This is a genomic window from Nocardia miyunensis NBRC 108239 (assembly GCF_001613065.1).
Classification (GTDB): domain Bacteria; phylum Actinomycetota; class Actinomycetes; order Mycobacteriales; family Mycobacteriaceae; genus Nocardia; species Nocardia miyunensis.
The window spans coordinates 71,215-83,398 of sequence record NZ_BDBQ01000009.1; the positions used below are offsets into that span (position 1 = coordinate 71,215).

12 protein-coding genes are annotated in these 12,184 nt (G+C 66.1%); 5 read left to right on the top strand and 7 right to left on the bottom strand.

The annotated features are described in order from the left end of the window. Window positions 1–82: 82 nt before the first annotated feature. The 3 genes from NM2_RS04780 to NM2_RS04790 all read right to left on the bottom strand — a co-directional run bounded on the left by NM2_RS04780 (window position 83) and on the right by NM2_RS04790 (window position 4,545). Entirely contained in the window at window positions 83–1,258 is a 1,176-nt protein-coding gene (locus tag NM2_RS04780) for an esterase/lipase family protein (protein WP_245717842.1), read from the bottom strand. Between the two features lie 278 nt (window positions 1,259–1,536). Next, window positions 1,537–2,580, bottom strand: a complete 1,044-nt coding sequence (locus NM2_RS04785; protein WP_067664483.1) for an alpha/beta hydrolase — start codon at window positions 2,578–2,580, stop codon at window positions 1,537–1,539. A gap of 564 nt (window positions 2,581–3,144) precedes the next feature. Further along, on the bottom strand, window positions 3,145–4,545 hold the full coding sequence (locus tag NM2_RS04790; RefSeq protein WP_067664485.1) for a lipase family protein: 1,401 nt from the start codon (window positions 4,543–4,545) through the stop codon (window positions 3,145–3,147). A gap of 467 nt (window positions 4,546–5,012) precedes the next feature. Here NM2_RS04790 and NM2_RS04800 point away from each other — a divergent pair, with 467 nt between their 5' ends. After that, the gene (locus tag NM2_RS04800; RefSeq protein WP_084530482.1) at window positions 5,013–5,843 is read left to right on the top strand and encodes a hypothetical protein; all 831 of its coding nucleotides are present in this window, start codon (window positions 5,013–5,015) and stop codon (window positions 5,841–5,843) included. 4 nt (window positions 5,844–5,847) lie between these two features. Here NM2_RS04800 and NM2_RS04805 read toward each other — a convergent pair whose 3' ends face one another. The 3 genes from NM2_RS04805 to NM2_RS04820 form a co-directional block, all read right to left on the bottom strand. Next, window positions 5,848–6,693 carry an acyl-CoA thioesterase domain-containing protein gene (locus tag NM2_RS04805; RefSeq protein ID WP_067664489.1) on the bottom strand — a complete coding sequence of 282 codons (846 nt, stop codon included), beginning with the start codon at window positions 6,691–6,693 and terminating at the stop codon, window positions 5,848–5,850. An 870-nt stretch (window positions 6,694–7,563) separates the two neighbouring features. Then, entirely contained in the window at window positions 7,564–8,454 is an 891-nt protein-coding gene (locus tag NM2_RS04815) for a Sco1979 family transcriptional regulator (protein WP_067664628.1), read from the bottom strand. A 93-nt stretch (window positions 8,455–8,547) separates the two neighbouring features. Next, a complete protein-coding gene (locus NM2_RS04820) occupies window positions 8,548–8,778 on the bottom strand; it encodes a DUF397 domain-containing protein (RefSeq protein ID WP_067664493.1) in 231 nt (76 codons plus the stop codon). A 437-nt stretch (window positions 8,779–9,215) separates the two neighbouring features. Here NM2_RS04820 and NM2_RS04825 point away from each other — a divergent pair, with 437 nt between their 5' ends. From NM2_RS04825 to NM2_RS04840, 4 genes are all read left to right on the top strand, one after another. Beyond that, complete coding sequence (locus NM2_RS04825) at window positions 9,216–9,413, top strand: hypothetical protein (RefSeq protein ID WP_067664495.1); 198 nt, start codon at window positions 9,216–9,218, stop codon at window positions 9,411–9,413. 182 nt (window positions 9,414–9,595) lie between these two features. After that, the gene (locus NM2_RS04830; protein WP_067664630.1) at window positions 9,596–9,877 is read left to right on the top strand and encodes a hypothetical protein; all 282 of its coding nucleotides are present in this window, start codon (window positions 9,596–9,598) and stop codon (window positions 9,875–9,877) included. Between the two features lie 61 nt (window positions 9,878–9,938). Beyond that, a complete protein-coding gene (locus NM2_RS04835) occupies window positions 9,939–10,505 on the top strand; it encodes a TetR/AcrR family transcriptional regulator (RefSeq protein ID WP_067664497.1) in 567 nt (188 codons plus the stop codon). Window positions 10,506–10,625: 120 nt separating this feature from the next. Continuing rightward, window positions 10,626–11,273, top strand: coding sequence for a hypothetical protein (locus tag NM2_RS04840; protein WP_067664499.1), 648 nt, complete (start codon window positions 10,626–10,628; stop codon window positions 11,271–11,273). On the opposite strand, the gene NM2_RS04845 is transcribed toward NM2_RS04840, so the two are convergent. Then, on the bottom strand, window positions 11,274–12,176 hold the full coding sequence (locus tag NM2_RS04845) for a class I SAM-dependent methyltransferase (RefSeq protein WP_067664632.1): 903 nt from the start codon (window positions 12,174–12,176) through the stop codon (window positions 11,274–11,276). Between the last annotated feature and the right edge of the window lie 8 nt (window positions 12,177–12,184).

The window sequence follows — 12,184 nt, forward strand, 5'->3', positions numbered from 1 at the left end:
GCTGTGCGACACGTATATGCCTGCCGGGCAGCGGAATTCGCTTCGCCCGGCAGGCACACGCGTGATGAACGGATGGAACGATCTACAGCTTCCCGCCGCCGCCCAGGAGCCACGGGTTGAAGGTGCACTTCAGCGGCACGCTGGGATCGAGGGTGTTGAGGATGATCGACAGCACCCGCGGGGAGTACATCATCGTCAGGTGATCGGACAGGTCCTGATCGCAGCCGTCCTGCAGGGTGATGTTGCGCACCGTCGCACCCGGGCCGGGTTGCAGGAACGTCAGGTTGTAGGGCGTGGTGACCTCGTCGTAGCGGGTGCCAACCACCGTGTAGTTCACCCCCGGCATGGTGTCGCCGCCGGCGTTGAGCTTGTTGGTGAAGTCCGAGCCGACGGTCTGCTCGATACCGGAGTGCCCGACGAAGATCTCGATCAGACCCAGCACATCGATGCCGAAGTTGTTGATGGCCCGGCCGAGTGCGCCGATACCGTCCAGCGTGGTGCCGTGATTGGTTGCGCCGAAGGTCATCTCGTGATCGACCTTGGCCGCGCCGCCCTCGTACTTCAGGTACCACCGCGACATCGCCCCGCCCTGCGAGTGGCCGACGATGTTCACCTTCGGCGCACCGGTCGACGCGAGCACCCGATCGACGAAGGTCGCCAGCTGCTTGGCCGAGTCCGGGATGTTCTCGGTGCCGTTCGCGCCCGGCAGCACCGAACCCAGTCCGCCGCCGGCCAGCAGATTCGACTGACCGTAGTTGAACGTGTAGACGCAGTACCCGGCATTCTTTATCGGCTGACTGACGTACGCGAAGTTGTCGTAGGCGTTCTCCCACGTCCCGTGGACCAGCACCACCGGCTCGGGATGCTGCGCGGTCGGCTTGCAGCTCCAGTCGTTGGTCCCCGGCGGAGCCACGTTCGGGTGCAGCAGCGCATAACCGAACGCGGCCAGGAAGGCCGTGCTCGCCGGGCCGTAACCGACTGTGTCGGAGGATGTTCCGCCCTGCGAGCCCGAACTCGAGCCCGAACCGCCGTAGCAGTCGCCCGAGCCGTTGCCCGATCCCGCACCGCTGCCCGAGGTGCACGCCGAACCCGTACCGGCGCTGCCGGTGTCGACGATCGGCTTGGCGGCCTTGTTCTTCAGACCCTTGGCGATGAAGTCGGCGAGCGTTTGATCGGTCGGCTGCTGGACCGGCGCCGGTGCCGGGGCGGCGTTCGCCCCGACGCAGCCGAAGCCCACCGTCAGCAGTGTGACACCCATGAGGACCACAGCTCGCAACGACCGGGCACGGGTAGTTCGTCTCATTCCAAACCTTCCTGCAGAACCACGACGTTCTCGGTTTCGTTGCCCGGAAAGCGATATCCGGGCAACGAAACTGCGCTCACGCTAGGGTCTGTGAACAGGGGTTCGATATGGTCCGACCAGGGCTCTTCGAAATCTCACTAGCGCACTCGACGGTGCCGGTGAGAGTGCACAACGGCCGCGCCCATCACGGAATTATCACGGACAGTCGATGTGCGGCAGCGAATCCGGCCTTTTCAGCGCGCCTGGACGTCGAGCTTGCTGGCCTTACCGTGGAATGCCTTCGCAATGGCATTCCACGCCGCCGGGAGCTCGTCGGCGAAGGACGCCCACGCGTGCGTTCCGGTCGGCTTGTACTCGACCGTCACCGGAATACGCAGCTGTACAAGACGTTCCGCGAATCGCTGCGTGCACGCCAGCGCACCGGCCTCGAGTACGGCGCCGCCGCCGGACTGTTGCAGCGCACCGGCCACATTCGGGGCGTCGGCGATGGTTTCGAGATCGGGCAGACCGGGCACGCCGGTCGCGGCCGAGAGATAGATCGCGGTGCCGCGCAATGTCGCGGCGCCGATGAAGCTGTCGTGCGCGAGCCACGCCGGGGAATTCGGTGGCCCCCACAGATTTTCCGGATTGCCGCCGCGCGAGGCCACGGTGATGCGGGTGACCGCCTCGCCGACATCGTCCGCGGTGGAATAACATCCGCTGATCCCGGCCACGGCGCGGAAGAAACCCGGATGCCGCTGCGCGAGCATCATCGCTCCCTGCGCACCCATCGATACGCCCGCGACCGCGCGACGGCCGTCGGAGTGCAGATAGGACTCGACGATCGGCGGCAACTCGTCGATCAGGAAGGTCTCCCACCGGTTCAGGCCCAGGGTGCGGTCGTAATGCTCCCAGTTGCTGTACATACTGCCGACGCCGTCACCGGTCAGCACCACATCCACCGGTTTGTCCGCGAAGAATTCGGCCGCATGGCCTTTGGTCAGCCAGTCGGAGGTCGGCGAGCCGTCCACGCCGTCCAGCAGATACAGCGCCGGACGCGGTCCCGGGCCCGCGCCGTGCAGTACGTCGACCGGGATCACCCGGCGCATCGATGCCGAGCGCACATAGAGGCGCTCCCAGTGCGGCCCGCGAGTCTCGGTGCGCACCAGGCTCGATCGGCTCGAGGCCGCACCCAGGGCGGGCGGACCTGTCGGAACCGGCGCCGCGCAGACGGGCGCGGCGAGAATCGCGGTGGCCGCCAACACCGCCACCGCGCCGAGGGATGCGCGAAGGGTCATAACTCGCCGGAACCGGCGCCGCGCGCGAGCCCGCGCGAATGATCCCGAACGGGCCTGGCGGTGCTCACACGTACTCCTTCGAACAAGGCAAAGCATCCTCGGCGGTCACAGGGGAATGACCGGCGCGGAGCCCGCCGGACGCTGGGGTGAGGGTTACGTCCGGCGGGTCGAATCCACACGTACATGTACCAGGTGGCGGGAGGGGTTGGAAGTCCAGTTGCCTTGGTCGGAGGTACGTTTGCCGGATGGGGGGTTTCGGGGCACCATCCGGCGGTGGTCGGTGTGACAACCGGACCTGGGCCCTCCTTCCTGTTCCGGGTACGGCGCCGCCACCTTTTCGCGGCGCCGACCGCGCAAACACCGGCGCCGCATGCAGATCACGATACGGCTACGGAACCCGTGCGGCGATGGGACGACGGTGTTCCGATGACAATTCATGAATCATCCGCAGGCCCCCTAGGGGCGACACACAAGTGCCCGTCGGGAAGCGTTTCCGGCCGAATTCGCCTCGAATTCCCGGACGCCACATTGCGATCGCCCGAATCCGGCCGGACAGCGCGCACCTCAGCACTCGTCGGGAGCCGGAATCCCTTGCAGCCGTTGGTCTACCCAGGCCGCGGCTTCGGGATATCCGAGCGCGTCGGCGATCAGGTGCTCGCCCAGGACATTCCGGTACACCGCCCGCGCCCCGAGCGCGCACTGCTGCGCGTAGTAGTCGCGAGCTCCCCGCGCCGGGATCCAGAACTCCTGCGCACCCTGGTAGACATACAGCGGCACAGGCGATCTCATCCCGCTCATCACGGTGACCGCGTAGATCCGGTCGGCCAGCGGGCTGTGCAGCGCGTCGGGGACCTTCGCGGCCAGGTCGGCGGGCAGCATCAGCACGCCGATCGGGGCGAACACACTGTCGCAGGTGTCCTTCAACGGTGAGATCGCCGCCCAGCGCGCCAGATTGTTCATCATGCCCAGGATTTCCGGACGTTCCCTGGCCACGCCGAACGTCGCGGCCAGGAAGATGCCCGAGGCCAGATTCGCGTTCATACTGCTTGCCAGCATCCGGTAGTCGACGGGTACGCCGCCCAGCGCCGCGCCGACGATCACCGTCGTCAATTCCGGTGCGTAGGAACCGATCAGCGCGACCGCGCCGCGCGTGGCGATGGCCCCTCCCGAGTAACCGTGCATGGCGAAACGACTGGCGCCGAATTCCTCCGGGCGAAGATTGCGGACCGCGCGAATCGAATCGAGTACCGCGTGTCCGGCGACATAGGGTTCGGCATACGCCATCCGCGGTCCCTCGTGATCGGGAATCAGCACCGCGTAGCCGCGCAGCACCGCCAGCTGGGTCGTCGGCGGGAGGTCGTCGCCGAGGTTGGTGTGCGCGTTGAAGCCGTGAGCCAGGGTGTAACCCGGGGTGCAGGCACGTCCGAGCGCATCGATCGCCAGGTTGTTCACCACCACCGGCCGCTCCCCCGGACTCACCCAGTTCGCTGCCGGGATCACCAGGGTGGCCGTGGCGAAGGAGGCACCGCCGTAGGCGTCGGTGGTCCGGAACTTCAGCAGCAGCACCTGCCGGACCGGAACCACCAGCACCGGGGCCGCCGTCGCGGTCACATCGCGGACGGCGATGATCGCGCCGGGCACTTCGGCGGCCAGGTCAGGGGGCCACTGGTCGAATATCGGATCGCCGACGGCCGACGGCATCACCGCCTGCTGTAGTCGCGCCAGATCCGCCGAGGCCCCCGGCGAGGCCGCGATCGGATCCGCCGGCGACACGATCGGCGGCGCGGGCACCACCGCGTCGATCCATCGCTGCACCGCGCCTATGTCGATGCCGGGCAGCGCCGGAATCGCCGGGAGCGCGGGCGGATTCGGCGGACCGGCGGGTATCGGCCCGGCATCTGCGAAGCCGGTGGCCGAGCCGCAGACCAATGCGATCACGATGAGCAGGACACGCCAAGTACGCATCACGCACCCCCAGGACGAATTCACCCCGGCGCTTCCAACCGGCGGACCCATCCCCGAATATGGGCTCACCGCACCGAGTCGTTCGAGCGTACTGCGGGAGAATGCCCTGCCACCTCGTCGTTCTCCGATCGTATGCACGGTGAGGCCGGTTCGATATCGGTTCGCAGGCGCCCCAATCACAAGCAAGACACCGGATCGCAGCCGCATCGGCGCGATCCCGCCGGAATTCGGCACACCAACAGCAAATCTTTCGACGCCGACCGACCGGTCGCTATTCCGGCGTTACCGAAATTTTCGACTTCGCCGCACTAACAAACCCTTCACCTGCGGCGATAAATTTCGGAGAGCAATCGGATCGGTCGTTCCGCGCCCCGGCGCGCGAACGTATGTGCATCCGATTGTGCATCAGTAATTACGGATTCGGAGTTGGCTTGCCTGAGTGGCGAATTGGCGGTAGATCTTCGAGAGTGACAGTCGATAGCGCGCAGACCTCACCGCTGCGGCACAGCTGGGAGCAGATACCCGAGACCGCGCGGACCGCGGTCGAGGCGCTGACCGGTCCGATCCTTCGGACGGATCCGGTCAACGCGGGATTCAGCAGCCATCTCGCCACCGTGATCGAGACCGCGCGGGAACGCACGTTCGTCAAGGGCATTCCACTGGCCGATCCGGAGGTGTGGTCACAGCGCCGCGAGGCGAACCTGTGGTCCTACGTGTCTCCGATCGGCCCGCCGGTGCGCTGGCACATTACCGCCGGCGGCTGGGATCTACTCGGATTCCATTACATCCCAGGACATTTCGCGGATTACCGGATCGACGCGGACCTCGCGGCCACGGCCCGGACCATGACCGAACTCGCCCGATTACCCTGCCCGCCCGACCTCGAGATCAACGACGCGGTCCAGCGATGGGGCCGCTACGCACCCGACCCGAGCGAGCGCGCCCTGTTCGCCGGATCGACGCTGCTGCATACCGATTGGAACTATTCCAACGTCATCATCGGCGAGAACGACATCGCCCGGCTGGTCGACTGGCCATGGGCGACCCGCGGTGCCGCCTGGATCGATCCGGCGTGCTGGATCGTCTGGCTCGTTCTGGCCGGGCACGAACCTGCCGAGGCCGAACTGTGGGCCGCGCGAACCACCGCCTGGCACACCGCGACCCGGCATCAGCTGTGGGCGTTCTCCGCGGCACTCGCGGGAGAGTGGGAGGCCACCGCACGCCGTCGCCCGAACATCTGGACCCACGGCCTGCGCGACGCGGCGCGCCGCTGGGCCGACCACCGCGCCATGTCCTGATGCCCTAGCCCACACCGCCGCTCGCCCGACCGGCGATCACACCGTCCAGGTGATTCGCGGTGATCTGCCGCGCGGCATTGGCGACCGCCGTGATCATGCACGTGCCGAACGCGCCGTGCCGGTCGAACAGGGTGGCGCTGCCGACCGCGATACCGCGCTCGCTCAGATGGTTGTCGGCCTCGAGCCCGATATCCTCGCCGATCGGCATGCGCGAGAGCGCCATCGTCAGATCGGTGTTGATGAAACCCACCCCGGCGTCGGACCAGTTGGTCACCATACTCGTCTGCTCACCGGCCATCGCGGCGCGCACGAACGGCGAGAGCGCCTCACCCGCCACCACCCGGACCGGGTTCTGCCAGCTGCGTTTGCGGCTGGCGTCCTCGTGCTCGGACGGTACCCGGGACCACTCGCCCGAGGCATCGCTGCGCCACAGCGGCGCATCGGGACCGTGCGAGAGCGGCGCGACGTCCAGCGACGGCGGCACCGGCTGCTGTTCGCGCCTCCAGATCACCCCGGGCGGCTGCTGCGAGGGCTGCAGGAAGACCACCGATGCCCGTGCCGCGGGCGTTCCGTCCGCCAGCACCGTCGCATCGGCCAGCCGGATGCGGCGTCCGTCCCGCACCCGCTGCGTCGCCACCGTCAGCTCTCGCATGGGCGCGGGTTTGAACATGTCGACGGTCAACCGCACCGGAACGAAACCGTCCGTACCATGCGCACGTTCGAGCTCGCGCGCCAGCAGCCCGCACAGCGCCGGCCCCACGACCTGCTCGGACGACCACTGGCTCGCCGCAATCGGACGCGGTGCGAATCGGTCGCCTACCGTGTCGAAGTAGCCGTACATATCGCTCATGACGCCACGTCCTGCCCGTTCTCCCGGTCACCGCGTAACCGATCTTGCTTCTCAGCCAGATATAGCACGCATATGAAACGGGTTCTCATCACACCCTCGGGAGGGCGCGGAACACACATGTACCGCCCGGCTCCGAGATTGGCGGCGAGACGATTTCGCAGCAGTTTTGAACTGGCGTTCAGATAGCAACACGACAATCCCGTACCTGCGGCCCCGCACGACATCGACGCCACCGAACAGCAATCCAACAGCACCCGAAACGCGCAGTGCGACTGCACAATCGATGTTGCAGATGTACTTGCATCTGCTCGCTACACGGTCCTAGACTCGAACCGCAAGGCAGTACAGGGGACTACCAGACAGCCGTAGGGTGAATCAGGAACCAATTCCAGGTCACCGGCGCACCCGCGGCGTGGCGTCAGGGGCGTTCGAATGAACCAGCCATTGGACCTCGGCCGACTCGGAATCATTGATAGAAACCGGACCGAGCGCAATGTTTATTCGCGGGAGACCGCAACGCGTTTCGTAATCGACGCGGTCGAGTCCACCGGCGCGGCTACACGTGACGATTTCGATGTCGACCGGATCGTCAGTACCGCGCATGCGATGGTGAACGATTGGAATTTCACGTCGTTGCAGCCAGAGGCGTTCTGGCGCATCGCATCCAGCTGTATCAAGCAGTAATACATATAAATAACGGAGTCCACAGCCGACGACGGGGCCGCCGCGCGATAGCCGACGGCCTCGTCGTCGGCTGTCTCCAGGTCATCTGGGCTCTGTGCGTCATCCGGGCGGACTCGGCTGCGCGCCAGCGCATTTCGGGCGTGATGCCCGAAATGCTCAGTCGAATCCGGCTATTTCAGCGTCCGGCTATTTCAGCCTGGCCGCTTCTTCGGCCATCAGTTTCCGCGACCGGTCCGGCGGCTCGGCCTGCACGCTGAGCCTGTCCATGACCTGGCGGTACATCTCCAGATCCTGTTGCCGATCCAGGTACAGCGAACTGGTCAGCTGCTCCAAGTACACGATGTCGGGCAGCTCCGGCTCGGCGAAGCGCAGCATGGTGAACGAACTGCCCGCCGCCGCATTGCCGCCGGCGGCGTACGGCAGCACCTGGATGGTCACGTTCGGCCAGGACGAGATCTCGACCAGACGTTCCAGCTGAGCCCGCAGTACCTCGGTGCCGCCGATCGGCCGGTGCAGCACCGACTCATCGATGACCGCCCAGAGCGTCGGCCCGCCGCGACGATCCAGAATCTCCTGCCGACGCCGACGCAGCTCGACCCGGCGTGCGGTCTCCACGCTCTCGTGTCCGAGCGCGACGACCGCGCGAGCGTACTCCTCGGTCTGCAACAGCCCGGGAACCAGTTGCCCCTCAAAGGTTCTGATCGACTTCGACGCGTGTTCGAGACCGAGATAGGTCTCGAACCACGGCGGCAGAAGGTCGCTGTATCGATGCCACCACCCGGGCTGGTTGGCCTTGCGAACGAGTTCGAGCAACGTTTCGCGCTCCACGTCGTCGTTCACACCGTAGAGTGTCAGCAGATCCCGGATGTCACGTTCTTTGAAACCGGTGCGCCCCAGCTCGAGTCGGCTGATCTTGGCGTGCGAGCCGCGGATGGCCTCGCCCGCCGCTTCGCGCGTGATGTTCGCCTGCTCACGCAGTTTGCGGAGCTGCCCGCCGACCGCGATCCGTAGCGCCGTCGGACCGCGCTCGGCGGCAAGCGATTCCACACGGCCGATCCGGCCGGGTTCTGCGACCATGAAATCCACTCCGATGCTCGACGACCAACGGCAGTGCAAGCCACAACAACCCCGACGAAGACCGACACCACGCCGAAGTAATGCTACCGCCGATCACGCCAAATCGTCGAATTCCCCGCTCTTGGCTCCGCGCAGGAACGCATCGATTTCCGGGCGGGTGTAGACCAGTACGGCCCCCTCCGGATCACGGGAGTTGCGCACGGCCACCAGACCGTTCGCCATATCGGCAACCTCCACACAGTTGCCGCTGGGGTTGCTGAAAGTGCTCTTACGCCAGGCCAGGTCGGACGTGCGACCAACGCCTGCGGCTGTGCTCTCGGTCATTTCTGTCTCCTCGCTAGACGATTCCGAACCTGCCGCCCTCGGCGGCCCTGCCGGTGCTTGCAGATGTTCGCGCAAATGTTCTTGCAAATGAACCGACGATCTGACGATAGCACGCCGGTTGCCTCGGATCGAGGGTTCGCTCAATCGAAACAACAAGTGCGGCAAGAACTTTGATCATGACATGTCAATAGCTCATGAGCTGCGCATTTGAACAAAACAGCGACCGGTTGGTTGGTTTTATCGCTTCCGAATGATGAGATCTCACAAGGTCATCGGCCGGAAAACACTGCGCCGCGACAGTGCAGATGTACTTGCATCTGCACTGTACGGCGTCCTAAACTCGTCCAGGACGACATGGCCGGACAACGCCGGAGGGTTGGGCCCCCGCGCCAGGTATCGCCACCGCATTTTCACGAGCGAACGGCTAGAGGCGTCCTATGACATACGTGATTCAGCAGCAAGGCACCCGCGAGCGCGTCGGGAGCACGACACCGCCGAGCGAGTGTGGCGTGGAGCCTTGGGATTTGACCTACCGGCGCGCTCGCGCCATTTTGCACGCGCACGACCGCCATCTCGGCTGTCGCCAGTGGATCGCCGCGGCGGCTTATCTTTCCGCCGGGCTGGACGACGAGTAGGTCTGTCCGCGGGCCTGACGCCGCGTAGGCCCTTCCACAGGCATGGACGCCGAGTATGCGTCAAGCCGGGTAAACGCGAAAACCGCTACGCAGCAGGTCATTCGGGTGAGACTCGCCGAGTGATGCGTTCTACCATGGAATATGACGCATCATTCGTATTCGTCTCGCGGAACGAGGGCATCATGATCCTCACGGCTGTACACGAAGTGGTTCTCGCCCAGGTCTCGAATCCGACGCCGGAGGCGCCTCCCCTGGCGAGCAAGATCATGCAGCTGCTGCACTACTGCACCTGGTTCGCCCTACTGTCCGGGAGCGCCGCACTCATCTTCGCCGGCGCGCGCTTCGGCTGGGAGAAGTGGGAGCGCGGCCGCCTCGAATCGCCGAAGATGGTGGCCGGGGCGCTGATCGGCGGCGTCGTGACGACCAGCGCGGGCACGCTGATGAATTCGGTGCTGGGCTACTAGCTCGCCAACATGCCGATACAGTCGGTGCCGTCCGTCGGCGGCACATGATGGGAGAGGCACGGTGGCAGGTCGGCGCACCGACACCCGCGACCGAATCCGCGCTGTCGCGATGGAGTTGTTCTCCGCGCAGGGCTACGACCAGACCTCCGTGCGGGAGATCGCCGAGCGACTCGGCATCACCAAGGCCGCGGTCTACTACCACTTTCCGGCCAAGGAGGACATCGTCGTCAGCCTGGCCGACGATCTGCGCGACGGGGTCGAGGAGATCCTCACCTGGGCCGCTGCCCAGCCGCCCGGCCGGGAAACCGGCCGGGAGATCCTGCGGCGCTACGGAATGGCGCTGCACGACACCGGACGCGAGATGACCCGGTTCATGTACGAGAACCAGGCCGCGTTCCGTCGGCTCGGCGTGGGATCCGCACTGCGGCATCAGTTCCGTCAGGTCGCCGACGCGGTGACCGGACCCGATCGCGATCCGCTGGCGATCTTCCATGCGCGCCAGGCGCTTCTGGCGATCTCCTGGAGTGTGGGCATGATGGGCGATGTCGGGCTGAGCGACGAGCAGTGCCACGCCGCGGCCGTCTCCCTCGCCCTGGACATCTACGAGCGGACCGCGAGCAACGCCTGAAAACACTGCTGGCCACCGGGTTTCGATCTCACAGCAAACTGATCGCGTGTCCAGCTGCCGCGTGTCCCCCGCTATGCCGCACAATGAGGGCGCAGTTGCTCTTCGGCTAGAGGGAAGTTCATGTTCGCGCGTAAGACTCTGATGATCTCGCTGTTCGTTCCGATTCTCGCCGCCGGTTGCTCCTCGCACGCCGCGAAATCGGTTACCCAGGCGGTCAAACCCGCCAATGCCAAATTCGCCACCTCCGTACCGGCCGGTCCCGGACCGTCGGGAACCTATACGGTGCAGGCCCAACCCGCCCCCGGCACATGCCATTTCGGTAAGACCTCGGACGGGCAGCCGCTGCCCGACCCGAATTGCACTCCGGGAGCGACCAATCCGAAGGTCACCGCCGACACGCTGGCCCAGACCATCTGTCACAGCGGCTACACGTCCTCGATCCGGCCACCGGCCAATATCACCGGCCGGGAGAAGGAAGCCAACGCGAAGTCGTACGGGTATACCGGATCTCCGCACGACGCCGAGTACGACCACCTGATCTCACTCGAACTGGGCGGGGATCCCAACGACCCGCGCAACCTCTGGGTCGAGCCGCCCTCCCCCGGCCACAAGGCCGGTGCGGGCCCCAACAACCCGAAGGACTCGGTGGAGAATCAGCTGCATTCGCTGGTGTGCTCGGGCAAGGTCGCGCTCACCGACGCGCAGAGCGCCATCGCCGGTGACTGGACCACCGCACTGGCGAAGGTCGGGCACCCGAGCGGCAAGTGATCACGACCGGATCCCGGTCACCAGGCTGACCAGTGCGGGCACCAGCCCCTCGCGCGGATCCCGGTTCGGCACCGGGCGGCCGTGTGCCCGAAGATAATCGGGCACATCGGTCCGCTCGGCCCGCCAGTCGTGCGTGGTGAGGCGGGCGGTGACCTCACTGCGCGGCTCGTTGTAGATCAGCGCGGTCCACTGCCCGCTACTGCCGGTCTCGGACTCGTCGGGCATCTCCCCGATGGCCGCGGCGGCATCCTCGGGCAGCGGGTCCATCTGCTCCACGGCCACCCGGCTGCCTGCGACGCTCAGCGCATCGATGGTGTCGAACAGTTGTTCCTGAGCGTCGGCCGGGAGATAGATGAGCAGGCCTTCGACCAGCCAAGCGGTCGGCCGCGCGCGATCGAACCCCTGCTCGCGCAACGCGCGCGGCCAATCCTCCCGCAGGTCGGCGACCACCTCGCGACGGTCGACCAGCGGCTTGTCGCCGTTGGCGGCCAGCGTTTCCCGCTTGAATTCGAGCACCCGCGACCGATCGAGCTCGTAGACGATCGTGTCCTCGGGCCAGTGCAGCCGATAGGCTCGCGAGTCCAGGCCCGCGGCCAGGATCACCACCTGCCGGATCCCCGCATCGATCGCGGCGGCGACGAAATCGTCGAAGTAGCGGGTTCGCGCGGCCTGGAATTCCTGGAAGCCGCGGCCGAATTCGGATTCGGCGAGCAGTTCGGCGGGTGCGCCGCCGTCGAGCATCTCGGACCATTCCGGGCCCGCCGCGCGAACGAAGACCTCGGCGAACGGATCCACGGCCAGAGCCGAGGGATCTCGACCGGCCAGGGCACGCGCCGCGGCGACGAACAGTGCGGTGGATCCAACGCTGGTGGTGATGTCCCAGGAGTCTCCCTCGGTACGCATGATGACCA

What these genes read in the sequence shown, in the direction of transcription:
- NM2_RS04780 (WP_245717842.1), bottom strand. Translation starts at nt 1,258, where the DNA reads ATGGGTGTCACACTGCTGACGGTGGGCTTCGGCTGCGTCGGGGCGAAC.
- NM2_RS04785 (WP_067664483.1), bottom strand. Translation starts at nt 2,580, where the DNA reads ATGACCCTTCGCGCATCCCTCGGCGCGGTGGCGGTGTTGGCGGCCACC.
- NM2_RS04790 (WP_067664485.1), bottom strand. Translation starts at nt 4,545, where the DNA reads ATGCGTACTTGGCGTGTCCTGCTCATCGTGATCGCATTGGTCTGCGGC.
- NM2_RS04805 (WP_067664489.1), bottom strand. Translation starts at nt 6,693, where the DNA reads ATGAGCGATATGTACGGCTACTTCGACACGGTAGGCGACCGATTCGCA.
- NM2_RS04815 (WP_067664628.1), bottom strand. Translation starts at nt 8,454, where the DNA reads ATGGTCGCAGAACCCGGCCGGATCGGCCGTGTGGAATCGCTTGCCGCC.
- NM2_RS04820 (WP_067664493.1), bottom strand. Translation starts at nt 8,778, where the DNA reads ATGACCGAGAGCACAGCCGCAGGCGTTGGTCGCACGTCCGACCTGGCC.
- NM2_RS04825 (WP_067664495.1), top strand. Translation starts at nt 9,216, where the DNA reads ATGACATACGTGATTCAGCAGCAAGGCACCCGCGAGCGCGTCGGGAGC.
- NM2_RS04830 (WP_067664630.1), top strand. Translation starts at nt 9,596, where the DNA reads ATGATCCTCACGGCTGTACACGAAGTGGTTCTCGCCCAGGTCTCGAAT.
- NM2_RS04840 (WP_067664499.1), top strand. Translation starts at nt 10,626, where the DNA reads ATGTTCGCGCGTAAGACTCTGATGATCTCGCTGTTCGTTCCGATTCTC.
- NM2_RS04845 (WP_067664632.1), bottom strand. Translation starts at nt 12,176, where the DNA reads ATGCGTACCGAGGGAGACTCCTGGGACATCACCACCAGCGTTGGATCC.